Annotated in this window: 23 protein-coding genes; 8 read left to right on the forward strand and 15 right to left on the reverse strand. The window is 71.1% G+C overall.

Annotated features, from left to right (window positions below; all coding sequences use genetic code 11):
• The first annotated feature begins 76 nt into the window (after positions 1-76).
• Positions 77-1,846, forward strand: coding sequence for an ABC transporter ATP-binding protein (locus LUX31_RS01345; RefSeq protein WP_235472658.1), 1,770 nt, complete (start codon positions 77-79; stop codon positions 1,844-1,846).
• Positions 1,847-1,895: 49 nt separating this feature from the next.
• Here LUX31_RS01345 and LUX31_RS01350 read toward each other — a convergent pair whose 3' ends face one another.
• The 9 genes from LUX31_RS01350 to LUX31_RS01390 form a co-directional block, all read right to left on the reverse strand.
• Positions 1,896-2,378 carry a VOC family protein gene (locus LUX31_RS01350; RefSeq protein ID WP_235472659.1) on the reverse strand — a complete coding sequence of 161 codons (483 nt, stop codon included), beginning with the start codon at positions 2,376-2,378 and terminating at the stop codon, positions 1,896-1,898.
• Between the two features lie 107 nt (positions 2,379-2,485).
• Complete coding sequence (locus LUX31_RS01355) at positions 2,486-3,097, reverse strand: DinB family protein (protein ID WP_235472660.1); 612 nt, start codon at positions 3,095-3,097, stop codon at positions 2,486-2,488.
• A 40-nt stretch (positions 3,098-3,137) separates the two neighbouring features.
• Positions 3,138-3,527, reverse strand: a complete 390-nt coding sequence (locus LUX31_RS01360; protein ID WP_235472661.1) for a VOC family protein — start codon at positions 3,525-3,527, stop codon at positions 3,138-3,140.
• A gap of 52 nt (positions 3,528-3,579) precedes the next feature.
• Complete coding sequence (locus LUX31_RS01365; protein ID WP_235472662.1) at positions 3,580-4,404, reverse strand: ABC transporter ATP-binding protein; 825 nt, start codon at positions 4,402-4,404, stop codon at positions 3,580-3,582.
• Positions 4,401-5,393, reverse strand: a complete 993-nt coding sequence (locus LUX31_RS01370) for an ABC transporter ATP-binding protein (protein WP_235472663.1) — start codon at positions 5,391-5,393, stop codon at positions 4,401-4,403. Before LUX31_RS01370 ends, LUX31_RS01365 begins: the two co-directional genes overlap by 4 nt.
• 7 nt (positions 5,394-5,400) lie before the next feature.
• A complete protein-coding gene (locus LUX31_RS01375; RefSeq protein WP_235472664.1) occupies positions 5,401-6,267 on the reverse strand; it encodes an ABC transporter permease in 867 nt (288 codons plus the stop codon).
• Complete coding sequence (locus LUX31_RS01380) at positions 6,264-7,217, reverse strand: ABC transporter permease (protein ID WP_235472665.1); 954 nt, start codon at positions 7,215-7,217, stop codon at positions 6,264-6,266. The genes LUX31_RS01375 and LUX31_RS01380 overlap by 4 nt, the downstream gene beginning before the upstream one ends.
• A gap of 5 nt (positions 7,218-7,222) precedes the next feature.
• Positions 7,223-8,869, reverse strand: a complete 1,647-nt coding sequence (locus tag LUX31_RS01385; protein ID WP_235472666.1) for an ABC transporter substrate-binding protein — start codon at positions 8,867-8,869, stop codon at positions 7,223-7,225.
• Between the two features lie 53 nt (positions 8,870-8,922).
• Positions 8,923-10,077 carry a C45 family autoproteolytic acyltransferase/hydolase gene (locus LUX31_RS01390; RefSeq protein ID WP_235472667.1) on the reverse strand — a complete coding sequence of 385 codons (1,155 nt, stop codon included), beginning with the start codon at positions 10,075-10,077 and terminating at the stop codon, positions 8,923-8,925.
• 111 nt (positions 10,078-10,188) lie between these two features.
• Here LUX31_RS01390 and LUX31_RS01395 point away from each other — a divergent pair, with 111 nt between their 5' ends.
• Positions 10,189-11,097 carry a MurR/RpiR family transcriptional regulator gene (locus tag LUX31_RS01395; protein ID WP_235472668.1) on the forward strand — a complete coding sequence of 303 codons (909 nt, stop codon included), beginning with the start codon at positions 10,189-10,191 and terminating at the stop codon, positions 11,095-11,097.
• Positions 11,098-11,104: 7 nt separating this feature from the next.
• Here LUX31_RS01395 and LUX31_RS01400 read toward each other — a convergent pair whose 3' ends face one another.
• On the reverse strand, positions 11,105-13,558 hold the full coding sequence (locus LUX31_RS01400) for an ATP-binding SpoIIE family protein phosphatase (protein WP_235472669.1): 2,454 nt from the start codon (positions 13,556-13,558) through the stop codon (positions 11,105-11,107).
• Positions 13,559-13,726: 168 nt separating this feature from the next.
• Positions 13,727-14,281, reverse strand: coding sequence for an SMI1/KNR4 family protein (locus LUX31_RS01405; protein ID WP_235472670.1), 555 nt, complete (start codon positions 14,279-14,281; stop codon positions 13,727-13,729).
• Between the two features lie 271 nt (positions 14,282-14,552).
• Here LUX31_RS01405 and LUX31_RS01410 point away from each other — a divergent pair, with 271 nt between their 5' ends.
• Genes LUX31_RS01410 through meaB form a run of 3 tightly spaced genes read left to right on the forward strand, consistent with a single transcriptional unit; the run spans position 14,553 to position 19,515 of the window.
• Positions 14,553-16,361, forward strand: coding sequence for a methylmalonyl-CoA mutase family protein (locus LUX31_RS01410; protein WP_235472671.1), 1,809 nt, complete (start codon positions 14,553-14,555; stop codon positions 16,359-16,361).
• Positions 16,361-18,535, forward strand: coding sequence for a methylmalonyl-CoA mutase (scpA, locus tag LUX31_RS01415; RefSeq protein ID WP_235472672.1), 2,175 nt, complete (start codon positions 16,361-16,363; stop codon positions 18,533-18,535). Before LUX31_RS01410 ends, scpA begins: the two co-directional genes overlap by 1 nt.
• Positions 18,532-19,515: a methylmalonyl Co-A mutase-associated GTPase MeaB gene (gene meaB / locus LUX31_RS01420; RefSeq protein ID WP_235472673.1), complete on the forward strand. Its 984-nt coding sequence runs from the start codon at positions 18,532-18,534 to the stop codon at positions 19,513-19,515. Before scpA ends, meaB begins: the two co-directional genes overlap by 4 nt.
• Before the next feature lie 58 nt (positions 19,516-19,573).
• Here meaB and LUX31_RS01425 read toward each other — a convergent pair whose 3' ends face one another.
• Positions 19,574-19,987 carry a BlaI/MecI/CopY family transcriptional regulator gene (locus LUX31_RS01425; RefSeq protein WP_235472674.1) on the reverse strand — a complete coding sequence of 138 codons (414 nt, stop codon included), beginning with the start codon at positions 19,985-19,987 and terminating at the stop codon, positions 19,574-19,576.
• 103 nt (positions 19,988-20,090) lie between these two features.
• Positions 20,091-20,906, reverse strand: a complete 816-nt coding sequence (locus tag LUX31_RS01430) for a sulfotransferase family protein (RefSeq protein WP_235472675.1) — start codon at positions 20,904-20,906, stop codon at positions 20,091-20,093.
• 168 nt (positions 20,907-21,074) lie between these two features.
• On the opposite strand from LUX31_RS01430, the gene LUX31_RS01435 reads away from it, so the two are divergent.
• Both LUX31_RS01435 and LUX31_RS01440 read left to right on the forward strand, forming a co-directional pair.
• On the forward strand, positions 21,075-21,737 hold the full coding sequence (locus LUX31_RS01435) for a hypothetical protein (protein ID WP_235472676.1): 663 nt from the start codon (positions 21,075-21,077) through the stop codon (positions 21,735-21,737).
• 72 nt (positions 21,738-21,809) lie between these two features.
• Positions 21,810-22,514: a DUF1775 domain-containing protein gene (locus LUX31_RS01440; RefSeq protein WP_235472677.1), complete on the forward strand. Its 705-nt coding sequence runs from the start codon at positions 21,810-21,812 to the stop codon at positions 22,512-22,514.
• A 210-nt stretch (positions 22,515-22,724) separates the two neighbouring features.
• Here LUX31_RS01440 and LUX31_RS01445 read toward each other — a convergent pair whose 3' ends face one another.
• Positions 22,725-23,084 (reverse strand): ArsR/SmtB family transcription factor, encoded by a 360-nt coding sequence (locus tag LUX31_RS01445; RefSeq protein ID WP_235472678.1) that lies wholly within the window; start codon positions 23,082-23,084, stop codon positions 22,725-22,727.
• A 115-nt stretch (positions 23,085-23,199) separates the two neighbouring features.
• Here LUX31_RS01445 and LUX31_RS01450 point away from each other — a divergent pair, with 115 nt between their 5' ends.
• Entirely contained in the window at positions 23,200-24,543 is a 1,344-nt protein-coding gene (locus tag LUX31_RS01450; protein WP_235472679.1) for an MFS transporter, read from the forward strand.
• Between the two features lie 23 nt (positions 24,544-24,566).
• Here LUX31_RS01450 and LUX31_RS01455 read toward each other — a convergent pair whose 3' ends face one another.
• The gene (locus LUX31_RS01455) at positions 24,567-25,559 is read right to left on the reverse strand and encodes a M23 family metallopeptidase (RefSeq protein WP_235479760.1); all 993 of its coding nucleotides are present in this window, start codon (positions 25,557-25,559) and stop codon (positions 24,567-24,569) included.
• Positions 25,560-25,702: the final 143 nt, after the last annotated feature.

Raw genomic sequence — 25,702 nt, forward strand, 5'->3', positions numbered from 1 at the left:
GGGGTGGTGTAGGCCGACACACAGAGGGCAGAAAGCGCTTGCCCCAATGCCAGGTTCCCAAGGAGGACCCCCGTCCATGGCGTCGTCCGAGCAGCCACTCGACCACCGTTACCGGGGCGAGCACCCGATTCGCACCCTCGCCTACCTCTTCCGCGCCGACCGGTGGCGGCTCGGCGTCGCACTGGCCGTCTTCACCGTCAAGCACAGCCCGGTCTGGCTGCTGCCGCTGATCACGGCGAACATCGTCGACACCGTCGTCGAGCACCGCCCGATCGGCGGGCTCTGGCTCAGCTCCGGGGTCATCATGCTGATCCTGGTGATCAATCCGCCGCTGCATCTGCTGTACGTACGGCTGCTGTACGGCAGCGTGCGCCGCATGGGGACCGATCTGCGGTCCGCGCTGTGCACGCGGATGCAGCAGCTGTCCATCGGCTACCACTCCCGGGTCAGCGCGGGCGTGCTCCAGGCCAAGGTCGTCCGTGATGTGGAGACCGTCGAGCAGATGATGCAGCAGAGTTCCGACTCGGGGCTCGGCGCGCTCACCGTGCTCATGGGCGGGCTGGTCGTCATCAGCATTCGTACGCCCGAGTTCCTGCCCGTGTTCCTGCTGGTGGTGCCGGTCGCGGCCCTGCTGATCGTCCGGCTGCGGACGCGGCTGCGCGCCCAGAACGAGAGTTTCCGGCACGAGGTCGAACAACTGTCGTCGCGGGTGAGCGAGATGACCCGGCTGATCTCCGTCACACGGGCGCACGGGCTTGAGGGCAAGGCCCTGGGCCGGATGGACCGCACCCTGCGCCAGGTGCTGACCTCCGGGCTCCGCCTCGATCTGCTCAACGGGCGGTTCGCGTCGCTGGCCTGGGTGTTCCTGAACGCGGTCGGCGTGCTGTTCCTGACGGGCGGGGCGCTCGTCTCGTACTACGGCGTCTGGGGTGTCACCCCGGGCGATGTGGTCATGCTGAGCGCGTTCCTGACCACCCTCACCAACTCGACGACCACGCTCGCGGGGCTCGCGCCGGTCATCACCAAGGGGCTGGAGTCGGTGCGCTCGGTCGGCGAGGTGCTGGAGGCGCCCGAGTTGGAGGACAACGCGGGGAAAACCGTCGTGCACGGGCTGCGGGGCGAGGTGACCTTCGAGGGCGTGGGGTTCGCGTACGACGAGGGCGGGCGGGCCGCCGTACGGGACTTCGGGCTCACCGTGTCGCCCGGCGAGACGATCGCGCTGGTCGGTGCCTCGGGGGCCGGGAAGTCGACCGTGCTGAACCTCGTGATCGGGTTCATCCGGCCGACCTCGGGGCGGCTGCTGCTCGACGGGACCGACATGAACACGCTGGACCTGCGGACGTACCGGCGGTTCGTGTCGGTGGTGCCGCAGGAGTCGATCCTGTTCGACGGGACGGTCCGGGAGAACGTGGCGTACGGCATGGACGACGCCGACGACGCGGCGGTACGGGCCGCGTTGCGGGACGCCAACGCGCTGGAGTTCGTCGACCGGCTGCCGCACGGCGTCGACACCCTGGTCGGCGAGCACGGCGCCCGGCTGTCCGGGGGCCAGCGGCAGCGCCTGGCCATCGCGCGGGCGCTGATCCGCGATCCCCGGGTGCTGATCCTCGACGAGGCGACCTCGGCGCTGGACACCCGGTCGGAGGCGCTGGTGCAGGAGGCGCTGGCGCGGCTGCTGCACGGGCGTACGACGTTCGTGGTCGCGCACCGGCTGTCGACGATCCGGGGCGCCGACCGCATCGTGGTGATGGAGGACGGCGCCGTCCGGGAGATCGGCTCGCACGAGGAGTTGCTGGGGCGCGGCGGGGTCTACTCGGCGCTGCACAGCAGCGGTCAGCCGGCCTGAGCCACCGCGCTGGGGCGGCTCGGGTCGGCCGACCGGCCGGGGTCGCCCCCTACTCCCCCGCGTACGCCTTCTTGAGGGCGGCGATGTCCAGCTTGCCCATCGCGTACATGGCCTTGGTGGTGCGGACGGCCTTCTCCTGGTCCGGGTCGCCGATCATCTCGATCAGGCCGTCCGGGATGACCTGCCAGGACAGTCCGTACTTGTCCTTGAGCCAGCCGCAGGGGCCGCCCTCGCCGCCGCCCTCGGTGAGCTTGGCCCAGTAGTGGTCGACCTCCTGCTGGTCCGCGCAGAAGATCTGGAAGGAGACGGCCTCGGTGAACTTGAACATGGGGCCGCCGTTGAGGGCGACGAACTTCTGGCCGTTGGCCACGAAGTCGACGGCCATCACGCCGCCGGCGGGGGCGGGACCGGCCTCGTTGTAGTAGCCGATCTTTCCGAGGGACGAGTTCTTGAAGATCGAGACGTAGAAGTGCGCGGCTTCCTCGGCCGTGCCGTCGAACCAGAGACACGTGGTGAATCCGTCGGTCGTCATGGAGAACCTCCTGGAGCGGGCGACTGGAGCGGGAGAACTGTCACCCCTTTCGACCGATCCTCGTGCGGAAACTCATCGGTGGCGCGGTGAGTTTTCCGAACGGCGGCCTACTGGCCCACGCGGCCGTCGATCCGCTCGCGCAGGAGGTCGGCGTGGCCGCAGTGTCGCGCGTACTCGTTGACGTGCGCCGACAGGACGTCACGGACCTGGAGCTGTACGCCGTGTTCGGCGCCGAAGTCGGAGAAGCCGGCGTTGGTGGTGCCGAGGTCGTCGACGCTCGCGATGAAGCGGTCGGTGCGTTCCGTCTCCAGCCGCCACTGCCGCCAGGCGTCCTCGACGACCGCCGGATCGGCGACCGCGCCGTTCCAGTCGCCGTCCCGGTCCTCCTCGGTGCGGTAGAGCTTTGGCGCGTCCTCGCCTGCCATGACCCGGCGGAAGTGCCGTTCGTCCTCGGTGAGATGTCGGATCAGTCCGAGCAAGGACATCGTGGACGGCGGTACGGAGCGCCGGGCCATCTGTTCGGCGTCCAGGCCCGCGCACTTCATCTCCACGGTGAGGCGGAAGTGGCGCAGGCCCTCCAGCAGCACACCGCGTTCGTCGACGATCTCGGTCTCGGTCTCGCGTGGATCGTCGTCCGGGTCGACCCACATGTCGTCATAGACGGTCGCGACCGTCCACCGAGTCGTCGTCGTGTCGGTTTCGTGCCCGCGCGATTCCATGGGGGCATCGTGGCGCCCGTCACCGGGCTCCGCCACCCAATTATTCGGCCTGGTGCACGATCTGGATCAGGTTGCCGCAGGTGTCGTCCAGCACTGCCGTGGTGACGGGGCCCATCTCCATCGGCTCCTGGGTGAACCGCACGCCGAGCCCGCGCAGCCGGTCGAACTCCGCGTGCACATCCTCCACGGCGAAGGCGGTGGCCGGGATGCCGTCCTTGACCAGCGCGTCCTTGTACGGCTTCACCGCGGGATGGCCGGAGGGCTCCAGGAGCAGTTCGGTCCCGTCGGGGTCCTCGGGCGAGACCACGGTCAGCCAGCGGTCCGCGCCGATCGGGACCTCGGTCTTCTTCACGAAGCCCAGCACGTCCGTGTAGAAGCGCAGGGCCTTGTCCTGGTCGTCGACGAAGACGCTGGTCAGGTGGATCCTCATGGTGCCCTCTCTCGGTTCGGGTCACCGAAGGTGCGGTGCCTCTCCCGCATCATCACGCAACCAGCGGTCGTACGCCGCCGGGGTCCCAGCCCTCATGGGGCACCGAATCGAGCAGAAGTCTCGTGTACGGATCCTGCGGGTCGCTCAGTACCCGCACCGTCGGTCCCTGCTCGACCACGACTCCGCGCCGCATGACCACCGTCTCGTCCGTGATGTGCTGGACGACGGCCAGGTCATGGCTGACGAAGACCAGGGCGACCCCGGTGTCCCGGCGGATCTCGCCGAGGAGCTGGAGGATCTGCGCCTGGATCGACACGTCCAGCGCGGCGACCGCCTCGTCGAGGACCAGGATCCGGGGGTCGACGGCGAGGGCGCGGGCGATGGCGAGCCGCTGCCGCTGGCCGCCGGAGAGGGCGTGGGGCCGCGCGTCTCCCTCCCGGCTGCCGAGGCCGACCTGGTCAAGCAGGGCGGCAACCCGCGCGTCCGGCTCGGGGTGCCGGTGCAGGCGCAGCGCCGTGCGCAGGCACTGACGGGAGGTCAGTCGCGGATCGAGCGAGACGTACGGATCCTGGAAGACCATCTGGATGTCGCGGGCGCGGGCCAGCCGGTCACGACGCCCGAGCCTGCCCCGCCCGTGTGCGCGGTCCTTGCCCTCGACGGCGATCGTGCCGGAGTCTGGCCGGAGCAGGCCGACGAGCATGCGCGCGACCGTGCTCTTGCCGGAGCCCGATTCGCCGACGATGCCGACGGATCCGCCTCGGGGCACGGTGAAGGACACCTGGTCGGCGGCGGTCAGGCGCTCGCCGCCGGGCAGCCGGTAGGTCTTGGTCACGCCGTCCACGACGAGCAGCGGCTGGGTCGGCGAGGTGCCGGTCATGACGTACTCCTGACTGCCGGGGCGGCGGGTTGCGCGGACAGGTCGGGGAGGCGTCGGCAGGCTGCCGTGCCGCCGCCCTCGACGGGGACCAGCTCGGGCGGCCCGCTCTCGCACTCGGGCTCGGCGTGGGGGCAGCGCGGGGCGAACGGGCAGCCGGTGAAGTGCTCGGCGAGGGACGGGGGTTTGCCGGGGATCGGTCGCAGCACCCGGGTGGTGTCGCCCAGTTCGGGCGAGCAGTCGAGCAGGCCTCGGGTGTAGGGGTGCCGGGCGTCCGTGAAGAGGCGGCCGGCCTGCTGTTCCTCGACGATCCGGCCCGCGTACATGACGTACACGCGGTCGCAGTAGGCGGCGGCGAGATGCAGGTCGTGGGTGATGAAGAGGAGCCCGAGGTCGCGCTCGGCGCGCAGCTTGCGCAGCAGGGCGAGGATCTCGGCCTGGGTGGTGACGTCCAGGGCGCTGGTCGCCTCGTCGGCGAGGAGGAGGCGGGGTTCGGCGGCGAGGGCGCCGGCGATGACGACGCGTTGCAGCATGCCGCCGGACATCTCGTGCGGGTGCTGGCGGATGCGCTGTTCCGGGTCGGGCAGGCCGACGGCGTCGAGGAGTTCGACGGCGCGGAGGCGGGCGGCGCGCTTGTCCAACTGCCCGGTGGCGAGGAGCCGTTCGACGAGGAAGTCGCCGACGCGGCGGACCGGGTTGAGTGCGGAGCGGGGGTCCTGGTGGACCATCGCGACCGTCCTGGCCCGGTGTTCGCGCAGGCGCGGACCGTTCATCGTGAGCACGTCGGTGCCGTCGACCAGGGCCCGGCCGCTGGCCCGGGCTTCGTCGGGAAGGATACGCAGGGCGGCCTTGGCGGTGGTGGACTTGCCGGAGCCGGATTCTCCGACGAGTCCGACGACCTCGCCGGTGCGGACCGTGAGGGAGATATCGGCGAGCAACGGCCGGGCGGCGCCCGGGAGTTGGACGGTCAGGTTCTCGATGTCGAGCAGCATGCGCGCGCTACCTCCTGGCGCCGAGCCGGTCGGCGGCCCAGACGCCGACCACGTTGAAGGCCACCACGACGGCGGCGATGGCGGTGCCCGGCACGAGTGCGGGGAGCAGGGCGTTCTGGACGATGGCGGCCTGCCCCTCCTGCACCATCAGACCCCAGTCGGAGCTGGGCGGCTGGGCGCCGAAGCCGAGGTAGCTGAGGGTGGCCAGGCCCATCAGGGCCTCGCCGAACAGGACGACGAGGTAGCCGACGACGGACCGGGCCAGGTTGGGCACGAGATGGGCCACGCAGATACGGGTGCCGCTCATGCCGAGGACCCGGTAGGCGTCGATGTACGCCTTGGACCGTTCGGCCAGCGCGACACTGCGCGTGTACTTGGCGATCGTCGGGGCGTAGGCCAGCCCGAGGGCGATCACGGACGTGGTCATGCCGGCCCCGAACACCGCGATGATCAGTACGACGAACAGCAGGCCCGGGAAGGCGTACATGACGTCGGTGATCCGGGACAGCAGGGTGTCGACCCAGCCGCCGTGCCACGCGGCGACCGTGCCGAGGGTGACGCCCAGCACGGAGGCGAGGAGCAGCAGGAGTAGCGGGGCGAGGAGGCTGGTGCGGGCGCCGTACAGCACCCGGGAGAGCAGGTCCTGGCCGGAGGCGTCGGTGCCGAGGGGGTGGGCGCCGCTGGTGCCGACCAGGGAGGACGACAGGTCGATGGCGTCCGGTGCGTACGGGGCGAGGAGCGGGGCGAAGGCCGCGGCGAGCACCACGAGGGCGAGGAAGACCGCGGCGACGGTCACGCCCCACGGGCGGCGGGCCCGTTTCACGGCGACCGGCAGGACGGCCGCCGGGACGGCCTCGGCGGGCAGGGCGGTCATGCGGTGCTCCTCATGGCGGTCAGGCGGGGGTCGAGCAGGGGGTGCACGAGGTCCACGACGGTGGTGACGACGATGTAGGAGGTGACCATCAGCAGCAGGACCGCCTGGGCGACCGGGAAGTCATGGGTGTTGATGGCGCCGACCAGTAGGGAGCCGATACCGCTCAGGCCGAAGACCGTCTCTACGGCTACCGTGCCGGCGAGCATGCCCGCGGTGACCAGGCCGCACATGGTGACGATGGGGCCGAGGGCGTTGCGCAGGATGTGCCGTCTGATGATCTGCCGTTCGGGCAGCCCGGCGGACCGTGCCACCGCCACGTGTTCGGCGGCGCCCGCCTCCACCATGGCCTGCCGGGTGACCCGGCTGATGACGGCGAGCGAACCGAGCGCCATGGCCACGGCGGGCAGGGTGAGGTGGTGGAGGGTGCCGCCGACGCCCTCGCCGCTGCCGGTCACGGGGAACCAGCCGAGCTTCACGCCGAAGAGGGCGACGAGGGCGATCCCTCCGACGAAGGACGGCACGGACGCGGCGAGCGTGGTGGTGCCGACGACGGCCGAGTCGACCCAGCCGCCCTGGCGGATCGCCGCGAGGATGCCCGCGCCGACCCCGAGGACCACGAACAGCACGGTGGCGTACGCGACGAGGACGAGGGTCGTCGGGAAGCGCGAGGCCAGCAGGTCGGAGACCTGGTCGCTGTACTGGAAGGAGCGGCCGAGGTCGAGGTGGACGCAGTCCCACAGCCAGCGGCCGTACTGGACGACCAGGGGCTCGTCCAGGTGGTACTGGGCGCGGACACTGGCCAGCCGTTCGGGGGTGAGCTTGTCCCGGCCGCCCGCGAGGAACACCGCGGGGTCGCCGGGGGCCGCGTAGACGGCGGCGAAGATCACGAACGAGGAGGCCAGCAGGGTGGCCAGCAGTCCCGAGAGCCGTCGGCCGATGGCGACGATCATGCGGTTCAGCCCTTCTTGGCGCCGAGCTGTGCGGCCCAGGGAGAGTAGAGGTAGGCCATGGAGGCGGGCGGGCCGGTCAGTTCGCTGTTCAGGGTGAGGATGGTGGGCGTCTGGGCGACGGGGATCCACACGGCCGCGTCGGCGAACTCGCGCTGGATGTCCACGACGAGGGCGGCGCGCTTCTTGTCGTCGATGGTACGAAGTGCCTCCTCGACCTTGGCGTCGTAGTCGGCGCTCTTGAATCCGACCCAGTTGTTCGAGCTGTCGGACAGGGCGTTGTCGTAGAAGCCGATGGGGTCGCTCTTGGAGATGTACCAGTCGGCGACCAGGACGTCGAAGTCGGCGCGGGCGCCCTTGTCTCCGTAGGCCTCCTGGTAGGCGGAGGAGGGCAGGGTCTTGATCTCGCCCTTGAGGCCGAGCTGGGTGAGGGCGGCGCGGACGGCGTTGGCGATGACCAGGCGGCCCTGGGTGCTGTCGGTGCCGATCACTATGGGTCCGGTCGGCGCGGACTTGGCCTGCTTGACGAGTTCCTTGGCCTTGGCGAGGTCCTCGGCGTCCGGGGTCGCCGGGGCTTCGGTGAGCTGCTTCTGGGCGGCGGCGAAGGTCGCCTTCTCGTAGCCCCAGGAGCCGGAGCCGACGGGCGTCGCCCAGGGTTCGGCGAGGCCGCCGTAACCAGCTTTCGCGATGCCTGCGCGGTCCAGCACAAGGGACAGGGCCCGGCGGATGTCCGGGTCGGCGAGGCCGCCGCGCTCGGTGGGCAGAAGGGCGAGGGTGGCGGTGCTCGGGCCGTAGTACTGGGTCAGGCCCTTGGTGCCGCGCAGGGAGGCCGCCGCGCCGGGGGTGTCGGCGTAGGCGCCGTCGGCGGCGCCGGTCTTCAGCGCGTTGACCATCGCGCTGTCGTCGGCCCAGTGGAAGACGACCTGCTTGGTGAGCGGCTTCTTGCCCCAGTAGGTGTCGGAGGCGGTCAGCGTGACGGAGTCGCCGGACTTCCAGCGGCTCAGCTCGTACGGTCCTGAACAGGCGTCGCCCTGGCCGGGGGTGCCGAAGTCGTCGCCCGCCTTTTTGACCTGCGCGTCGTTGTAGACGAGGCCGGCGTCGCCTGCGAGGGCCTTGGTGAACAGGGCGTCGGGCTGCTTGAACGTGATGGTGATCTCGCGGTCACCGGTCTTGGTCATCTTGTCGACGTTGCCGAACTCGTCGGACTGCTCCATCTCCGGCTCGGCGTGCCGGCGCAGGCTGAACAGGGCGTCGTCGGCGGTCATCGGGGAACCGTCGTGGAAGGTGACGCCGTCGCGCAGAGTGAGTACGAGGGTCTTCGCGTCCGGTCTGCTCTCCTTCGCCACGAGCGAGGGCTGTACGGACATGTCGGGCTGGAGTTGGTAGAGGCGTTCGCACACGTTGCTGAGGACGGTGCGGCCGGCGCTGCCGCCCTGGGTGTCGAGGTCGAGGGACTCCGGCTCGTCCGCCAGCAGCCAGTCCACGGAGGCGACGGAACCGGTGGCGGGGGCCGTGGTGGGAGTGAGTTCGAGCTTGGTGACGTCGACGGCGGCGCCGTCGCCCGCGGAGGAGCCGGTGTCGGCTCCGCTACAGGCGGCGGTGAGGGCCAGCGCTCCGGCGAGGCCTGCGGCCGCGACAGCGGACTTGAGCTTCATGACAGTGCTCCTGGGCGGAAAACGGGAATCCGGGATTTCGGGAGTGGGGGCCTTCAGTTCGGGGCGTGGGGACCGTCGTAGAGGTTCCAGGGGAGGTGCTGGTACTCGCGGTCGCAGGGCGTGCCGGCCGTGACGTGGTAGTCGCCGGCGGTGAGGTCCACACAGGAGGACACCAGCGTCGTCCAGTGCTTGACCTCGGGCTCCCGCGGGTCGGCGTGGGTGCACAGCGACTCGGGGTAGCCGAGGTGGTCCGACATCGACTGCTTGATCAGCTTGCGGGTCTCGTCCGGGCCGGTGGCGTCGCGCAGCCGGCGCAGACCTTCCTCGGCGCGTGGCACGCGTACGAGGGAGTCGGGCGACAGGGGCCGGTATCCGTCGGCCAGGGCCGTGGGGACACCTGCCTGGTAGTGGTTGCCGTGCACGAGCAGGCCGTCGGTCGGATACAACCAGCCGTGGCCCGCCGGGGTGGTCTCCAGGTCGACGGCGAAGCCCTCCCGGCAGGTGAGCAGGGCGTTGCTCGCGATGTGGGCGCGGGTGCGGCACAGCACGTTGAGGGCGTCGGTGATGCTGGGCTGGTCCAGGACACTGCGCCGGATCACGGTCTGGGGCAGGCCGACGGCTTCGTCGAAGCGGCCGCCGAGGCCGTTGGCGTTGAGGGCGATCCCCGCCGAGCTGGCTCCCTGCCGGCCGATCTGCCCGGCCTCCACCTGCATCAGCAGGGTCGGCTTGGGCGGCTGGACGATACGGAGCATGACCACCGTGTCCTGGACACCGGCCCGCCAGTCCCAGTTCTGGCCTGCCCAGACATGGCCGTCGCCGCTGGCGGGCCCGTAGGCGGCGAAGGAGGTGCAACCCTCGGCGGGCTCCTCCTCGCGCATCCCACTGACCTCATGCATCCCGCTGAAGGAGTCGTCGTAGATGACCTCGCCGCGCGCGTTCAGCGCCAGTACGTCGAGCAGATCGACGCCCGCGCCGTCGGCGATGCCCTGCATCTCCTCCACCAGGTGGGGCGCGTAGTCCCGGACGGGGTCGAGCCAGCGGGCGGCGCGGGCGGTGACCTGCTGCCAGGTAAGGCCCGACGAGGCGCCGAAGGCCTCCTCGTAGTAGCCGAGGGAAGCCGCCAGTTGTCCGGCCACGGCCTCTCCGTACTGCCTGCCACGCTGGGCCGGAGTACCGGAGATCTCGACGACCGGAAGACTGTGCTGCATACGGGGGCTCCTCGAAAGACACATGTGCCGTAACATTCGTTCCGAAAGTTCGACTTTCTGGAACGTGATGTTCAGAGAGTAACGTCGGTGACGTAGGAGTCAATGGCTGTAATGGCGATTTCAAAAACGGGCAGTGCCGCCCCCGGAGGGCTCACGCGTCTGCGCGCCGCCGTCCGCGACCAGTGGGACGAGCTGTCCGCCTCCGAGCAGACGGTCGCGCAGTACCTGGTCAGCGCCCCTGCCGAGAAGCTGATGTTCGCCAGCGCCCAGGAGCTGGGGAGCGCCAGCGGCACCAGCAACGCGACGGTCGTACGCGCCCTCCAACGATTGGGTTACGCAGGTCTGCCGGCGCTCAAGCGGGAGCTGGCGGCCGACTTCACCGCGGCCACGGCCCCCGATGTCCGGCTGGCGCAGCGCATCGCGCATGTCGGCAAGGACCTGGAGAACATCTGGAGCGACATCTTCGAGGAGACCCAGGAGCGCATCGACCAGTGCCGGCGGCTCACCGGGACGGAGGCGCTCGAACGGGCGGTCGCCGCGCTCGCCGAGGCCCGTGAGGTGCTGTGTTACGGGGCCGCCGCGTGTGAACTCGGGGCGCGCCACCTGGCCCGGTCGCTCGGCCGCATCGGCCGCCGCGCCCGTTTCGCGGGCGAGACCGGCTTCGCGCTCGCCGACTCGCTGCTCACCCTGGGGCAGGGCGACGCCGTGGTGATCTTCCAGCCGGGACGGCCGCTGCCGGAGCTGACGGTCCTGGTGGAACGGGCCCGCGCGGTCGGTGCCAAGGTCGTGTTCGTCACCGACGAGCTGAGCGAGGCCTTCGAGGACCGCGTCGACGCCGTACTGATCGCGCCCGGCACCCCGACCGGAATCACCAACGAGGTCCTGACCGCCCTGATCGTGGCGGACGCGCTCCTGCTCGCCCTGACCGCCCTGGACGAGACGTCGGCGGTCGAGCACTCCCACCAGCTCAACGCACTGCGGGCCCTGCTGCCGGGGGAACAGGGGAACCGTCGCGGCTGAGGGGCTACTACAGGGTGGCGCTGTCCCACACGGCGGTCAGGCCGGTGTCCGATGTCGCGGCATCGTCTATCGGCTGCTCCGCCCAGATGGTCTTGCCGCTGTGGTGGTACCGGCTGCCCCAGCGTCTGCTGAGCTGGGCGACGAGGAAGAGTCCTCGCCCGCCTTCGTCGCCCGCCAGGGCCCGGCGAAGGCGTGGCTGGGTGTTGCTGGAGTCGCGGACCTCGCACACCAGGGTGGTGTCGTCGTGGAAGAGACGCAGACCGACGGTGCCGCCCGCGTACCGCATGGCGTTGGTGACCAGTTCACTGACGGTCAGTTCCGTCGTGAAGGTGAGGTCGTCGAGTCCCCACTCGGCGAGTCTGCGCGCGACGGCGTTCCGGGCTTCGGCGACCGCCGCCGGATCGTCGGGGAACTGCCAGTCGGCGATGTCCGCCGCCGGCAGCAGCCGGGGCCGGGCCAGCAGGAGCGCCATGTCGTCGCGGGGCGGCGCCTCAGCGGCGCGGGCCATGACGGCACGGCCGATCTCCTCCAGCGTCCTGTCGCCCCGGCAGAGGGACGTGAGGGTGTCGAGAAGGTCCCGGGTGCCCTGGTCGGCGTCGCGGGATCCCCGTTCCACGAGGCCGTCGGTGTAGAGCGCGAGGGTGCTGCCTGCCTCCAGGGCGACGGTGGTCACCTCGAAGGGCATGCCGCCGACTCCGAGCGGTGGTCCCGGGGACACCTCGACCGGACGGGCGGTGCCGTCGGGCCCGATCACCGCGGGCGGCGGATGGCCGGCACTGGCGAGGGCGCAGCTGCCGGTGAGCGGATCGTAGACCGCGTACAGGCAGGTGGCGCCGATGGTGTCCCTGTCCTCGGGATCGGCCTCGTCGGCGAGTTGCTGGACGAGGTCGTCCAGGTGGATGAGGAGTTCCCCCGGCTCCAGTTCGAGGTCGGCGAGCGTACGGATCGCGGTCCGCAGGCGTCCCATGGTCGCCGCGGCGTGCAGTCCGTGGCCGAAGACGTCGCCGACGACGAAGGCCACCCGCAGCGAGGGCAGCGGGATGGCGTCGAACCAGTCGCCGCTGATGTCCGCCCCGCCGCCGGCCGGCACATAACAGCTGGCCGATTCGGCCGCTGCGGTGCTCGTCGTGGCCCTCGGGAGCAGACGCTGCTGCAGCGCGACCGCTGCCCGGTGCTCGCGGGTGTACCGGCGGGCGTTGTCCACGCTGAGCGCGGCTCGCGAGGAGATGTCGAACACGAGGTCCGCGTCCTCCTGCTCGAACGGCTCCGGCTGCTCGGTCCGCCAGACGGCCACGAAACCCAGCAGCAGACCGCGCGCGTACAGCGGCGACACCACGGCGGAGTGGCCCCGCTCGGGCATCACCGCCCGGATCAGTTCCGGGTCGCCGAGGAGGTCGAGCATCTCCTGCCGGGTCGTGTTGTAGACGGTGTCCCCCTGGATGGCGGCCCGCCGCACCTGCGGGACATCGGGGAAGCGCGGGACCACCCCGCCGACGGGAACGAGTTCGGCGGGCCAGGGCCCGGTGGCCGAGGAGACGGCCACCCGGCGCAGCCGCAGCCAGTCGCCGGGCCGGATCGCCTTCGACGGCTCCTCGCCCTCGAGCACGGACTCGGCGATCTCGACCGACGCCATATCCCCCAGGGCCGGTACCAGCACGTCGGCGATGTCCTGGGCGGTGCGAGTCACGTCCAGCGAGGCGCCGATACGCGCCGACGCCTCATGGCCGACCTCGGTGCGCCGCCGGGCCCGCCGCTGCTGCGTGCTGTCGGTGAAGAACGCCGCGATCCCGGTCGGCCGGTCGTGACCGTCCGCCAGCCGGAACGCGGACACGGACACGTACCGCTCCCGCCCGGACCCGTCCGGCGCGCTCATCCGCTGTTCCTGTGCGAGCAGCGGCATTCCCGTGTCGAGCACCTGCCGCAGCTGGTCCCCGACGTCCTTGGCGTCCGCCGGGGACATGACGTCTCCGAGACGGTGCCCGGGGCGCAGCAGCGGCCAGCCCTCCACCTCGGCGATGACGTTCGTGCGGACGACTCTCAGCTCGGTGTCAAAGAGGACGACCCCGAGGAGGGACTGCGCCAGCAGGGCGGTCAGCAGCGACGATCCCTGTTCCTGCTCGCCGTCCTCGCGGCTCGGCGCCACCAGCAGGACGCGCTGGGAGGACCCGCCGAGGGGCACCTCGTCGACGGTGGTGTCGACGGTCCGGCCGGAGGCGTGCCGGAACGCGACCCGCCCCGCCGGTACGGCCAGAAAGTCGCCCCGCGTGTCCGCGCCGCTCCCCCGCACCGGCTCGGCGAGCAGCCGCGCCAGTGGCCGCCCGCAGACCTGCTCGGCCGGCCGCCCCAGCAGTTCCGCCGCCGCCCGTGACCACCCCTGGACGATCCCCGCGCTGTCGAGCAGGACGACGGCGACCTCGTCGGCCGGTATGTTCACGCCGTCGTGCTCGCTCAGGCCTGCCATGCGCACCTCACCTGCGGCGCTGTCTCCCGCGCCGCGCTCCCCTTCATTATGGTGCGCCGCCCGACACCACGCCCGGCGCCCGCGACAAGGGGACACAGGGGCACTTGGCCACCGAAAACGTTATTGCGAAACCTTGCAATAAGGTCCACGCGAGGCCCCTCAGGCGGGTCACCTCCCCTTGCGCCAGTGCTCGAAGCGCGGTTCCGGAGTGAACTCCATGCTGAACGAGGCGAGCTCGCCGACGAGGAGTCCGCGCAGGAACTCGACCATGCCCAGGGGGACGACCTCGCACGTCTTCGAGCCATGGCGGGCGAAGAGCAGGACGGGCCATTTGTCGGGGTCGGGATCGCTGGTCAGCCAGCACAGTATGTCGGCGTGGGACGTATAGCCCCAGGCGAGGATGTGGTCCGGGTCGAGGTCCAGGTCGTCCTGGCCGTCGCCCTCCTCCTCCCAGGTCAGCTGGGCGTTCCCCGTCTCGTCCTCGAAGTCGTCGGGGGAGAACGGGTAGGCGCCCGTGGGAAACGGCCCGAGGATTCCGACCTCGCCGATCTCCTCCTCCGATTCGATGCCGCCGACGCCGTACACGGACATGAAGTCCCTGTAGTCCCGGGGGAACCTGGTGCCCCATTTCTCCTCGGCCGCCCGCCAGTCGATGTCCTCGCCCGCGCCGGGAGGCGGCGGCAGGAGCTGCCGCAACGCCTCGATTCCCGTGAGGTCTTCCATGGTGGTCCCCGCCCTTCGATCAGGTCGTTCGAAAGTCTAGGGAGCACCACTGACAACGCCTGCGGCCATGCGTTCCACCGCGTTCCTCACGCCGGCCGGAGCGTCCCGAGGAACCGTACGTGCGGCCGGCCTCCGGGCTCGTCACGGCTGACGGCGGCCTTGACTGGCCTCAGGAAATCATCACGTGAGGCCGGGGTCACATTTCGGCCGAGGTCAAGGTCACAGCCTGGCGCTCTGCTGCGGCCGCACCTCTCTGCCCTAGCATCCGGGCATGACAGTCCTGCCCAACGACGGGCTCTCGCTGGCCGCCGAGTTCCCTTCCACGACCCATGAGCAGTGGCAGCGCCTGGTGGAGGGCGTGCTGCGCAAGTCGGGCAAGGAGGTCTCGGGCGCGGCAGCCGAAGACGCGCTGTCCACCGCGCTGGAGGACGGGCTCACCACCCGTCCCCTCTACACGGCGCGCGACGAGTCCCCCGAGCCCGGCTTCCCCGGCTTCGCCCCCTTCGTACGCGGCGGGCGGCCCGAGGGGAACACCGTTGGCGGCTGGGACGTACGGCAGCGGCACGCGACCCTCGTCGGCGACGCGGTCCTCGCGGACCTGGAGAACGGCGTCACCTCGCTCTGGCTGACCGTCGGCCCGGACGCGATCCCGGTGTCGTCCCTCGCCCGGGCGCTCGACGGCGTCTATCTCGACCTGGCCCCTGTCGTCCTCGACGCCGGACAGGAAGTGGAGCCCGCCGCACGGGAGTTGCTGCGGCTGTACGAGGAGCGGGGCGTCGCCGAGGAGGCGGCGCGCGGCAATCTCGGCGGCGACCCGCTGGGCCACGAGGCCCGTACCGGCGAGGAGTTGGCGTTCGCGCCGGTCGTCGAGCTGGCGCGGCTGTGCGCCGAGCAGTACCCGGGGCTGCGTGCGCTGACCGTGGACGCGCTGCCGTACCACGAGGCCGGCGGCTCGGCCGCGCAGGAGCTGGGCGCGTCCCTGGCAACCGGGGTCGCCTACTTGCGGGAGCTGACCGAGGCCGGTCTGACCGTCGAACAGGCCTGCGCGCAGCTGGAGTTCCGATACGCGGCGACCGCCGACCAGTTCCTGACGATCGCCAAGCTGCGTGCGGCCAGGAGATTGTGGGCGCGGGTCGCCGAGGTGTCCGGGGCGCCGGCGGCCGGGGCCCAGGTGCAGCACGCCGTGACCTCGCCGGTGATGATGTCGCGCCGCGACCCGTGGGTGAACATGCTGCGTACGACGGTCGCCACGCTCGCCGCCGGGGTCGGCGGCGCCGACTCGGTCACCGTGCTCCCCTTCGACCACGCGCTGGGCCTCCCGGACGCGTTCGCGCGCCGGATCGCCCGCAACACCTCGACGATCCTGGTCGAGGAGTCGCATCTGGCCCGGGTGATCGACCCGGCGGGCGGCTCCTGGTACGTGGAGCGGCTCACCGACGAACTCGCCCACGCGGGCTGGGAGTTCTTCCAGGAGATCGAGCGGGCCGGCGGCCAGGCAGCTGCCCTTCGCTCCGGCCGACTCGGTGAGGCCCTCGCCAGCACCTGGGCGGCGCGCTCCGCCAAGCTGGCCAAGCGGCGCGAACCCATCACCGGCGTCAGCGAGTTCCCCAACCTCGCCGAGCGCCTCCCGGACCGCGAGCCCGCGCCCGAGCCGCCGTCCGGCGGACTCCCCCGGGTCCGGCGCGACGAGGCGTACGAGGCGCTGCGCGCCCGCTCCGACGCCCACCTCGCCGCCACCGGAACCCGGCCACGCGTCTACCTCGCGACCATCGGCCCCGCCGCCGCCCACACCGCACGCACGACCTTCGTCTCGAACCTCTTCCAGGCCGGCGGCATCGAGCCGGTCACGGCGGGCACCTTCGAGGAGAGCGGCGCCACCGAGGTCTGCCTCTGCTCCAGCGACACCCTGTACGAGGAGCAGGCGGCGACCGTGGCGGCGGAACTGAGGGCCGCCGGTGCCTCGCACGTGTTCCTCGCCGGCCGTCCCGGGCAGTACTCGGACGTCGACTCGTACGTCTTCGCGGGCTGCGACGCCGTAGCCGTGCTCTCCGCCACCCTCGACCGCATGGGAGCGTCCTGATGGGAATCCCCGACTTCTCCGGAATCGAACTGGGGACCCCGACCGCCGGTAACGGCGCCACCGACTGGCGTACGGCCGTGAAGGCGGCCACCGGCTCGGACGAGACCTTCTGGGAGACCCCGGAAGGCATCGCGGTCAAGCCGCTCTACACCGGCACCGACCTGGAGGGCCTGGACTTCCTCTCGACGTACCCGGGTGCCGCCCCCTATCTGCGCGGCCCCTACCCGACGATGTACGTCAACCAGCCCTGGACGATCCGCCAGTACGCAGGTTTCTCCACCGCCGAGGAGTCCAACGCCTTCTACCGGCGCAACCTCGCCGCCGGCCAGAAGGGCCTGTCGGTCGCCTTCGACCTGCCCACGCACCGGGGGTACGACAGCGACCACCCGCGCGTGACCGGTGACGTCGGCATGGCGGGCGTGGCCATCGACTCGATCTACGACATGCGGCAGCTCTTCGACGGCATCCCGCTGGACAAGATGACGGTGTCGATGACGATGAACGGCGCGGTGCTGCCGGTGCTCGCCCTCTACATCGTGGCGGCGGAGGAACAGGGCGTACCGCCCGAGAAGTTGGCCGGGACCATCCAGAACGACATCCTCAAGGAGTTCATGGTCCGCAACACCTACATCTATCCGCCGAAGCCGTCGATGCGGATCATCTCCGACATCTTCGCGTACACCTCGCAGCGGATGCCCCGCTACAACTCCATCTCGATCTCCGGCTATCACATCCAGGAGGCGGGGGCGACGGCCGATCTGGAGCTGGCGTACACGCTCGCGGACGGGGTCGAGTACATCCGGGCGGGGCGGGACGCGGGGATGGACGTGGACGCGTTCGCGCCCCGGCTCTCCTTCTTCTGGGCGATCGGCATGAACTTCTTCATGGAGATCGCGAAGATGCGCGCGGCGAGGCTGCTTTGGGCCAAGCTGGTCAAGCAGTTCGACCCGCAGAACGCCAAGTCCCTTTCCCTGCGCACCCATTCGCAGACGTCGGGTTGGTCACTCACGGCCCAGGACGTGTTCAACAACGTGACGCGCACGGCCGTGGAGGCGATGGCCGCGACCCAGGGCCACACCCAGTCGCTGCACACCAACGCCCTCGACGAGGCACTCGCCCTGCCCACCGACTTCTCGGCGCGCATCGCCCGCAACACCCAGCTGCTGATCCAGCAGGAGTCGGGCACGACCCGGGTCATCGACCCGTGGGGCGGCAGCGCGTACGTGGAGAAGCTGACGTACGACCTCGCGCGCCGGGCCTGGCAGCACATCGAGGAGGTCGAGGCGGCGGGCGGTATGGCGCAGGCCATCGACGCGGGCATCCCGAAGCTCCGGGTCGAGGAGGCGGCGGCGCGTACCCAGGCCCGGATCGACTCGGGGCGCCAGCCGGTGATCGGCGTCAACAAGTACCGCGTGGAGACCGACGAGCAGATCGACGTCCTCAAGGTCGACAACTCCTCCGTACGCACCCAGCAGATCGAGAAGCTGCGGCGGCTGCGGGCCGAGCGTGACGAGCGGGCATGCCAGGACGCGCTGGACGCCCTCACGCGGGCGGCCGGGGGCGAGGGCAACCTGCTGGAGCTGGCGGTGAACGCGGCCCGCGCGAAGGCGACGGTCGGGGAGATCTCGGACGCGCTGGAGAAGGTGTACGGGCGGCACGCGGGCCAGATCCGTACGATCGCCGGGGTGTACCGCAACGAAGCAGGCGAGTCCCCGTCCGTGGACCGCACCCGGACCCTGGTGGACGCCTTCGAGGAGGCCGAGGGGCGCCGGCCGCGCATCCTGGTCGCCAAGATGGGCCAGGACGGCCACGACCGGGGCCAGAAGGTGATCGCCACCGCCTTCGCCGACCTCGGCTTCGACGTCGACGTCGGCCCGCTGTTCCAGACCCCGGGCGAGGTGGCCCGGCAGGCGGTGGAGGCGGACGTCCACATCGTCGGGGTGTCCTCGCTGGCCGCCGGGCACCTCACCCTCGTACCGGCGCTGCGCGAGGAGCTGGCGGCGGAGGGCCGGGAGGACATCATGATCGTCGTCGGCGGGGTGATCCCGCCGCAGGACGTGCCGACCCTGCTGGAGATGGGCGCGGCGGCCGTGTTCCCGCCCGGGACGGTGATCCCGGACGCGGCGTACGACCTCGTGCGGCGGCTCTCGGCCGATCTCGGGCACGACCTGTGATCGATCTCGACGCGTACGTCAAGGGCGTGCTCGACGGGAAGCGGGCGATCGTGGCGCGTGCCATCACGCTCGTCGAGTCGACACGCCCCCAACACCGGGCGCTGGCACAGGAGTTGCTGACCGCGCTGCTCCCGCACAGCGGCCGGGCGCGGCGGATCGGGGTCAGCGGGGTGCCGGGGGTCGGGAAGTCGACGTTCATCGACGCGTTCGGCACGATGCTGACCGGGCTCGGGCACCGGGTGGCGGTCCTCGCCGTGGACCCGTCGTCCAGCCGTACAGGCGGCTCAATCCTCGGCGACAAGACCCGGATGGAGCGCCTGGCCGTGGACCCGGCGGCCTTCATCCGGCCCTCCCCCACGGCGGGCACGCTGGGCGGGGTCGCCAAGGCCACGCGCGAGTCGATCGTGGTGATGGAGGCGGCGGGTTACGACGTGGTGCTGGTGGAGACGGTCGGCGTCGGCCAGTCCGAGACCGCCGTCGCCAACATGGTCGACTCGTTCCTGCTGCTGACGCTGGCCGGCACCGGCGACCAGTTGCAAGGCATCAAGAAGGGCGTCCTGGAACTGGCGGACGTCCTCGCCGTCAACAAGGCGGACGGCCCGCACGAGCGCGACGCCCAGTCCGCCGCACGGGAGTTGGCGGGCGCCCTGCGGCTGATGCACGGCAGGGACGCGGCCTGGACACCGCCCGTCCTGACGTGCAGCGCCCGCGAGTCGACCGGCCTGGACACCGTCTGGGACCGCCTGGAACAGCATCGCACCCTGCTCGATTCAACGGGCCGCCTCGCCGCCAAACGCCGTGACCAACAGGTCGACTGGACGTGGACGATGGTCCGCGACGATCTCCTGGGCCGCCTGCACGCGGACGAGAGCGTACGTGCCGTCACACCCGAGCTCGAACGGCAGGTGAGGGAGGGCGAGTTGACGGCAACGCTCGCGGCTGAGCGCATCCTGAAGGCGTTCGGCGCCGGGGGCCGCTGAGGGCACGGGTGTTCCGTGAAAGACGAACACCCTCATGAGACGAACACCCCCATGAGGCTCAGGCTTCCTCCGTGTCTTCCGGTTTCGCTTCCGCTTCCGGCCTCGGCCGGTCCAGCAGTTCGCGCAGCAGTCGCTCGTCGTCCGGGCCGAGCCCGGTGACGAAGCTGGCCAGCACCGCCTCCCGGTCGCGCTCGGCGTCCAGCACCCTGCGCATCCGGTGTGCGGCGAGGCCCGCCTCGTCGGACGTGGAGGTCCAGGAGAAGGAGCGGCCCGCGCGTTCCCTGGTGACCGCGCCCTTGGCCAGCAGCCGGGTGAGGATCGTGATGACGGTCGTATAGGCGAGGTCGCCGCCGAGCCGCTCCTGCACCCAGCCGGCCGTCGCGGGCGCCTCGGCCTCGCGCAGCGCAGACAGGACCAGCGCCTCCAGCTCGCCCTGGCCCCGTCGCCGGGGACGCTGCCGGTGATCCGTCACGCCCTGACTCCCCTCCCCCGCCGCCGTCCGTTTCCCGAGCGGACATCGTATAGACGCCGGGAGCCCCGGTCGGCGCCACGCGGGCGGCCGGCTCACCTCCGGCTCAACAGGAGTACCCCCAGGCACGGGCCAGGTCGCGCAGCGCCTCCGGGACCTCCTCCGCGTCGGGCAGCGGGCGGGCCTTCTGGATCTTCCCGGACTTGATGTTCTCGCTCCAGTCGCCGATGAACGGCACGAAGGGGCCGTGGTCGCCCTTCCGGTAGTCGAGCATCTTCGGCGTCCAGGGCACACCAAGGTACGTACACAGCTCCCGGGTGACCGCCTCGGGCCGCTCCGTCAGGTCCTCGTAGCGGACCGTGAGGCCGTCCAGCCCGTTGCGGGCGGCCTCGACCGCCTTCACGTACATGCGTACCTCGCGGACGGTCGCGTCGAGGTCGCGGTCGGGGCGGTTGTTGATCAGGGAACTCACCATCGACGCGGGGTGGCGCAGCAGGAAGATGTACCGGGCCTGCGGCCAGCCCTCCGCGAGCCGCTCCCAGAATCCCGCGTTGCCCGGTGTCTTGTCGACGATGATCTGCTTGCCGCTGCGCACGAGTTCCCGGTGCATGACCCGGTCCCACAGCAGGTGCTCCAACTCACGCTGGTCGAGGTCGAGTTGGGCCATCGCCTTGCTGGTGTACGGCTTGGTGAGGTCGACCGACAGGGTGCGCAGGTGCATCTCGTGGGGCGCGCGGATCTGGGGGTGGCTGTTGAGCAGGACCCGCAGGAGTGTGGAGCCGGAGCGCACGGAGGAGATCACGAACACCGGCTCCGGGACGAGCCGGTGGGCCGACTGCGGCACAGGGGGTTCAGCGAACCGCCGTACCCGCCGTCTCAACCCGCGGGCCACTCGGCGTACTTCCGGACCGACCAGGACCATGACTGTGCCTCCTTGATCCCCCGGTGTACAGAACCCACACAACCCTGGACCCCCCTTGGGTGCTTGACCATTCTGTGACCAAAGCCTGGGTCCACCATGGGAAAGGAATGAGAAATTCCTGAGACCCGGCCCCTGCCCGCCCGTCGCATGGTCGATGATGGGCGGATCATGACCACGCCCCGCACTCCGACGACGACGCGCCCCGCGCCACTGCCCGTGTTCCGGGCAGCGGTGTTCGCGGTCGTCGGTACGGTGCTCGGGGTCAGCGCGCATCATCTGGTCGCCGAGGGTCCGGCTCCGTGGCGGTCGAGCGTGACAGCGGCGGCGCTGCTGTTCGCGGTGGGGCTGGCCGGTACGCGGCGCCCGCGTTCGCTGGCCGCGGTGGTGGTGACGAGCGCGACGGCGCAGTCCGGACTGCATGTGTGGCTGTCGGCCACGCACGCACGCCACACGTCGGTCACGGCCACGGACATGCCCACGCACGCGCATCACGCGATGCCCGCTCATGGGGCCTGGCCGGACTGGCTGCACGACTCGGGGGCGATGACGGTCCTGCATGCCGTGGCCGCCGTGCTCGTCGCTGTGCTGCTGCACCGGGCGGACGCGGCCTGCTGGTCGCTGGCGCGCGGCCTGACCGGGGCGGTCGACGCGGTACGGACGCGGATCGCGACCGTACGGGCGCTGCTCGACGGCCGGCCGGCGCCGGCCTGGCGTGGATCGCGGGTGCGCCGTCCGCGCCGGACGGAGCAGCCGCTGTTCAGAGCGGCGTTCCTCTCGGACGTGGTGGTACGACGGGGTCCTCCGGCGGCGTGGCTCGCTCTCGCCAACTGACCCTCCCGGAACGGCCCGTCGTGAGTCGGCCGTTCCGTGCCACAGCACGCCCGGAAAGACCCGGAGACACCCATGCTCTTCACTGCCACACGGCGCCTGGCCCTCACCGCCGCCGCTGCCACCACCCTCGTCCTCCTCACCGCCGGACCGGCCGCAGCCCATATGGAGGTCGAGTCCGACAAGGCGCAGGCTCTCGCCGAGAACGTCGAGATCTCCTTCCACGCGGAGGCGGAGTCCGACAGCGCCGGGATCGCCGAGGTCCGCGTGATCCTGCCGGAGGGCATCGCGCCCGGCGACGTGACGTACGGCGAGGGTCCCAAGGGCTGGAAGTTCGCCACCGCCGACGACGGCTACACGGTCAAGGGCCCGGCCCTCAAGACCGGCGTGAGCGCCGAGTACTCCGTTGTCGTGCGGCAGCTTCCCGACGCGAAGCAGGTTGCCTTCAAGTCGCTGCAGACGTACAGCGACGGGAGTATCGATCGGTGGATCGAGCTGGACGAGGGTGGGGAGCAGCCGGCGCCGGTCCTGAAGCTGAAGGCGGCGGCGCCTGGTGCGAAGCCGATCAGCAGCCCGTCGCCGAGCGAGACGCCGTCGGCGACGCCGACGCCGAGTGCCGAGCCCACGAAGGCGTCGGCATCGCCGGCCGTGGAGACGACGGCGAGCGAGGACGACGGTGGGATGTCGGCGGGGGTCTGGATAGGTATCGGGGCGGCGGTGGTCGTGGTGGCGGGTGCGGCTGTCTACCTGGTACGCCGCCGGGGAGCCGCCCAGCAGTAGCCGCCGGGTTTCCTCGCCCCCGCCGCCCCTACCCGTTCCCATCCCTGGGGCTGCGCCCCCAGACCCCCCTTTGTCCTCAAACGCCGGACGGGCTGACATACCCAGCCCGTCCGGCGTTTGAGGACGAGCGTGTTCAGCGCGATACGGGGGTTCGGGGGCAGCGCCCCCAGGGATGGGACGGGTAGGGGCGGCGGGGGCGAGAAAAACCCCTCAGTCGTGGGCCGCCTTGCCGGTCACCCTGTGGTCCGCATGGCTCAGTGCCTCCATGACCAGGCGCCGCAAGTGCCCGTCACGCAGGCTGTAGTGGACGTACCGCCCCTCCCGCCGCGTCTCCACCAACCCCGCGAGCCGCAGCTTCGCCAGATGCTGGCTCACCGCCGTCCGCGACGCCTCACACCGCTCCGTCAGCGAACCGACGTCAGACTCGCCCTGGGCCAGCAGCCACAGCAGATGCAGCCGCGTCGCGTCGGACAGCAGCGCGAACACCTCGGTCGCCTCCGCGAGCCGCGCACTGTCCGGGGCACGCAGATGCGTATCGGCCGCAGGTGGCAAGGTCTCGCGAGCAGGCATGCCCTCAGCGTAGAGGGAGGAGGGCATTTCCTCCCCCATATGTGCGCAGGTGCGCACCTGTAGATACAGTAGGGAGACGTCGCGCCCGCTCCCCGCCACCCCCAGGGACCGCCGCATGCTCTCCATCCTCCGCAACCGCACCTACCGCCACCTCCTCACCGCCCAGCTCGTCGCCCTGACCGGCACCGGCCTGGCGACGGTCGCCCTCGCCCTTCTCGCGTACGACCTCGCGGGCGCCGACGCAGGTTCGGTGCTCGGGACGGCACTCGCGGTCAAGATGGCGGCTTACGTCGTCATCGCCCCGGCCGTCGGCGCGGTCGCCGACCGGGTGCCTCGGCGGGCGCTGCTCGTGGGGTCGGACCTCACCCGGGGCGGGGTCGCGCTGCTGCTGCCGTTCGTGGACCAGGTCTGGCAGGTGTACGTCCTGATCTTCCTGCTGCAGGCCGCGTCTGCCGCGTTCACCCCGACCTTCCAGGCCGTCGTACCGGACGTACTGCCCGCCGAACGCGACTACACCCGGGCCCTGTCCCTGTCCCGGCTCGCCTACGACCTGGAGAGCCTGTTCAGCCCGGCCCTCGCCGCCGCGCTGCTGTCCCTGATCACGTACAACTGGCTGTTCCTCGGCACGGTGGCCGGTTTCCTGGCCTCGGCCCTCCTGGTCACCTCCGTCGTGCTGCCCAAGCCCGTCAGCGCCACCACCGCCCTGCCCACCGGCAGCGTGTACGCGCGCGCGACCGCCGGCACCCGGCTCTTCCTCGCCGTCCCCCAGCTGCGCGCCCTGCTCGCCCTCGACCTCGCGGTGGCCGCCGCGAGCGCCATGGTCACCGTCAACACCGTGGTGTACGTCCGTGACCTGCTCGGCCGGAGCGCCGCCGACGTGCCTCTCGCCCTCGGTGCGTTCGGTGCGGGCTCGATGGTCGTGGCACTGCTCCTGCCCCGGGTTCTCGACCGAATACCGGACCGTACGGTGATGCTGCGGGGCGCGCTGCTGCTCACCGGCGTCTTCGTCGCGCTCGGCGCCATCACCTCGGCGGGCGGCGGCAGTTGGCGCTGGCCCTCGCTGCTGGCCGTCTGGGCCGCGTTCGGTGCCGCCTGTTCGATGGTGCTCACTCCGACCGGGCGGCTGATCCGCCGGGCGGCGCCGGCCGGGGAGCGGACGTCCGCGTTCGCGGCCCAGTTCTCCCTCTCCCACAGCTGCTGGCTGCTGACGTATCCGCTGGCCGGCTGGCTCGGTGCGGTGGCGGGGCTCCGGTCCGCGGTGCTCGCTCTGGGGGCCGTCGCGCTCGTCGGCGGGCTGTCCGCCGTACGTCTGTGGCCTGCGCGGGAACCCGTGCCCGTCGAGCACGAGCACGCCGGTCTGCCCGCCGGGCACCCGCATGTGGCCGACGCGCGCCGGGTCGGCGGCCGCTGGCGGCACAGCCACCACCCTCTCCTCGACGGGCTGCACGCCCACGGCTGACCGGACGGACGGGTCAGGAACGGTCAGTTCGCCGCCAGCCACGGCTGCGGGTCCGCGTAGTAGCCGTCGTAGATCACCTCGAAGTGCAGGTGCGGGCCGGTGGACAGACCGGTGGAGCCCACCCGGCCGATGGTGGTGCCCGCGGTCACCGTCTGTCCTGCGGTGACGTCGAACGCGGACAGATGGCTGTACGTCGTCTCCAGGCGCTTGCCCTCGATCGTGCCGTGGTCGATGACGACGCGGTTGCCGTACGCCTTGGTCATGGCCGCGAAGACCACCTGACCCTCGCGGGCGGCGAAGACCTGGGCACCCTGGGGCGCGCCGAAGTCCACGCCGGTGTGGAGTTTGGTCACGCCGGTGAGGGGGTGCTGACGTGATCCGAAGGGGGAGGTGATGACGAGGGTGCTCACGGGGGCGGCCAGGATCGCGCTCGCCGGTCCGCCGCCGGTCACGGGCTCCTGGTCGAACGTCTCGTAGCGCGGGAGCAGTTCCTTGACCTCGGCGAGGTAGGTCCGGGCACCGTCGGGCACGCGTCCCGCTTCGGTGACCTCGTCGATTCCGACGGCGTACGCGGCGAGGGTGAGGTCCACCAGCTCGCCGTTGACGGTGCCCTCGGTTCTGAGGTCCGTGATCTTCCGGGCGAGGGAACAGTCCTGGCGGCCGAGCGCCATGATCGCGTCGGCCTCGTCGCGCGGCGAGGAGGTGCCGTTGCCGTCGTCGTCCTTGCCCCAGGTCCGCCACTGCGCGGTGGTGAACCCGGCGATGCCCTGCTCGCCCGTGAGTTCGCCGCTGTCGTCGCGCCACCCGGTGAGCTGGTCGATCTGCGCGGCGAGCACGGACGGCGCGACGACGCTACAGACGGCGGCCTTGCGCAGCCAGGGCCCATAGGTCTCGTTGACACCACCCGCGACGCTCTGCCGCGCATCCCCGTCCGAGGACCCACCCCCGGGCAGACCACCCGTCAGGGCAAGAAAACCGGCGACGACAGCGAGGGTCACCAGACACGGCAACACCATCAGCGTGAAGAAACCCGGCCCACGCCGACGGGGGCCCTGCTGGGCGTTGTCGTCACTCACACACGGACGTTAGCCCGCCCCCCACGGAAGGTCACCGCCCCCAAAGGCAGACCAGAAGGCAACAACAAACGTCCCCAGGGGCA

The sequence above is a fragment of the Streptomyces sp. GQFP genome, assembly GCF_021545335.1.
Taxonomy (GTDB): domain Bacteria; phylum Actinomycetota; class Actinomycetes; order Streptomycetales; family Streptomycetaceae; genus Streptomyces.

What these genes read in the sequence shown, in the direction of transcription:
- LUX31_RS01430 (WP_235472675.1), bottom strand. Translation starts at nt 20,906, where the DNA reads ATGGTCCTGGTCGGTCCGGAAGTACGCCGAGTGGCCCGCGGGTTGAGA.
- LUX31_RS01440 (WP_235472677.1), top strand. Translation starts at nt 21,810, where the DNA reads ATGCTCTTCACTGCCACACGGCGCCTGGCCCTCACCGCCGCCGCTGCC.
- LUX31_RS01450 (WP_235472679.1), top strand. Translation starts at nt 23,200, where the DNA reads ATGCTCTCCATCCTCCGCAACCGCACCTACCGCCACCTCCTCACCGCC.
- scpA (WP_235472672.1), top strand. Translation starts at nt 16,361, where the DNA reads ATGGGAATCCCCGACTTCTCCGGAATCGAACTGGGGACCCCGACCGCC.
- LUX31_RS01355 (WP_235472660.1), bottom strand. Translation starts at nt 3,097, where the DNA reads ATGGAATCGCGCGGGCACGAAACCGACACGACGACGACTCGGTGGACG.
- LUX31_RS01345 (WP_235472658.1), top strand. Translation starts at nt 77, where the DNA reads ATGGCGTCGTCCGAGCAGCCACTCGACCACCGTTACCGGGGCGAGCAC.
- LUX31_RS01350 (WP_235472659.1), bottom strand. Translation starts at nt 2,378, where the DNA reads ATGACGACCGACGGATTCACCACGTGTCTCTGGTTCGACGGCACGGCC.
- LUX31_RS01435 (WP_235472676.1), top strand. Translation starts at nt 21,075, where the DNA reads ATGACCACGCCCCGCACTCCGACGACGACGCGCCCCGCGCCACTGCCC.
- LUX31_RS01410 (WP_235472671.1), top strand. Translation starts at nt 14,553, where the DNA reads ATGACAGTCCTGCCCAACGACGGGCTCTCGCTGGCCGCCGAGTTCCCT.
- LUX31_RS01390 (WP_235472667.1), bottom strand. Translation starts at nt 10,077, where the DNA reads ATGCAGCACAGTCTTCCGGTCGTCGAGATCTCCGGTACTCCGGCCCAG.
- LUX31_RS01370 (WP_235472663.1), bottom strand. Translation starts at nt 5,393, where the DNA reads ATGCTGCTCGACATCGAGAACCTGACCGTCCAACTCCCGGGCGCCGCC.
- LUX31_RS01385 (WP_235472666.1), bottom strand. Translation starts at nt 8,869, where the DNA reads ATGAAGCTCAAGTCCGCTGTCGCGGCCGCAGGCCTCGCCGGAGCGCTG.
- LUX31_RS01445 (WP_235472678.1), bottom strand. Translation starts at nt 23,084, where the DNA reads ATGCCTGCTCGCGAGACCTTGCCACCTGCGGCCGATACGCATCTGCGT.
- LUX31_RS01395 (WP_235472668.1), top strand. Translation starts at nt 10,189, where the DNA reads ATGGCGATTTCAAAAACGGGCAGTGCCGCCCCCGGAGGGCTCACGCGT.
- LUX31_RS01400 (WP_235472669.1), bottom strand. Translation starts at nt 13,558, where the DNA reads ATGGCAGGCCTGAGCGAGCACGACGGCGTGAACATACCGGCCGACGAG.
- LUX31_RS01365 (WP_235472662.1), bottom strand. Translation starts at nt 4,404, where the DNA reads ATGACCGGCACCTCGCCGACCCAGCCGCTGCTCGTCGTGGACGGCGTG.
- LUX31_RS01360 (WP_235472661.1), bottom strand. Translation starts at nt 3,527, where the DNA reads ATGAGGATCCACCTGACCAGCGTCTTCGTCGACGACCAGGACAAGGCC.
- LUX31_RS01375 (WP_235472664.1), bottom strand. Translation starts at nt 6,267, where the DNA reads ATGACCGCCCTGCCCGCCGAGGCCGTCCCGGCGGCCGTCCTGCCGGTC.
- LUX31_RS01380 (WP_235472665.1), bottom strand. Translation starts at nt 7,217, where the DNA reads ATGATCGTCGCCATCGGCCGACGGCTCTCGGGACTGCTGGCCACCCTG.
- LUX31_RS01405 (WP_235472670.1), bottom strand. Translation starts at nt 14,281, where the DNA reads ATGGAAGACCTCACGGGAATCGAGGCGTTGCGGCAGCTCCTGCCGCCG.
- LUX31_RS01455 (WP_235479760.1), bottom strand. Translation starts at nt 25,559, where the DNA reads ATGGTGTTGCCGTGTCTGGTGACCCTCGCTGTCGTCGCCGGTTTTCTT.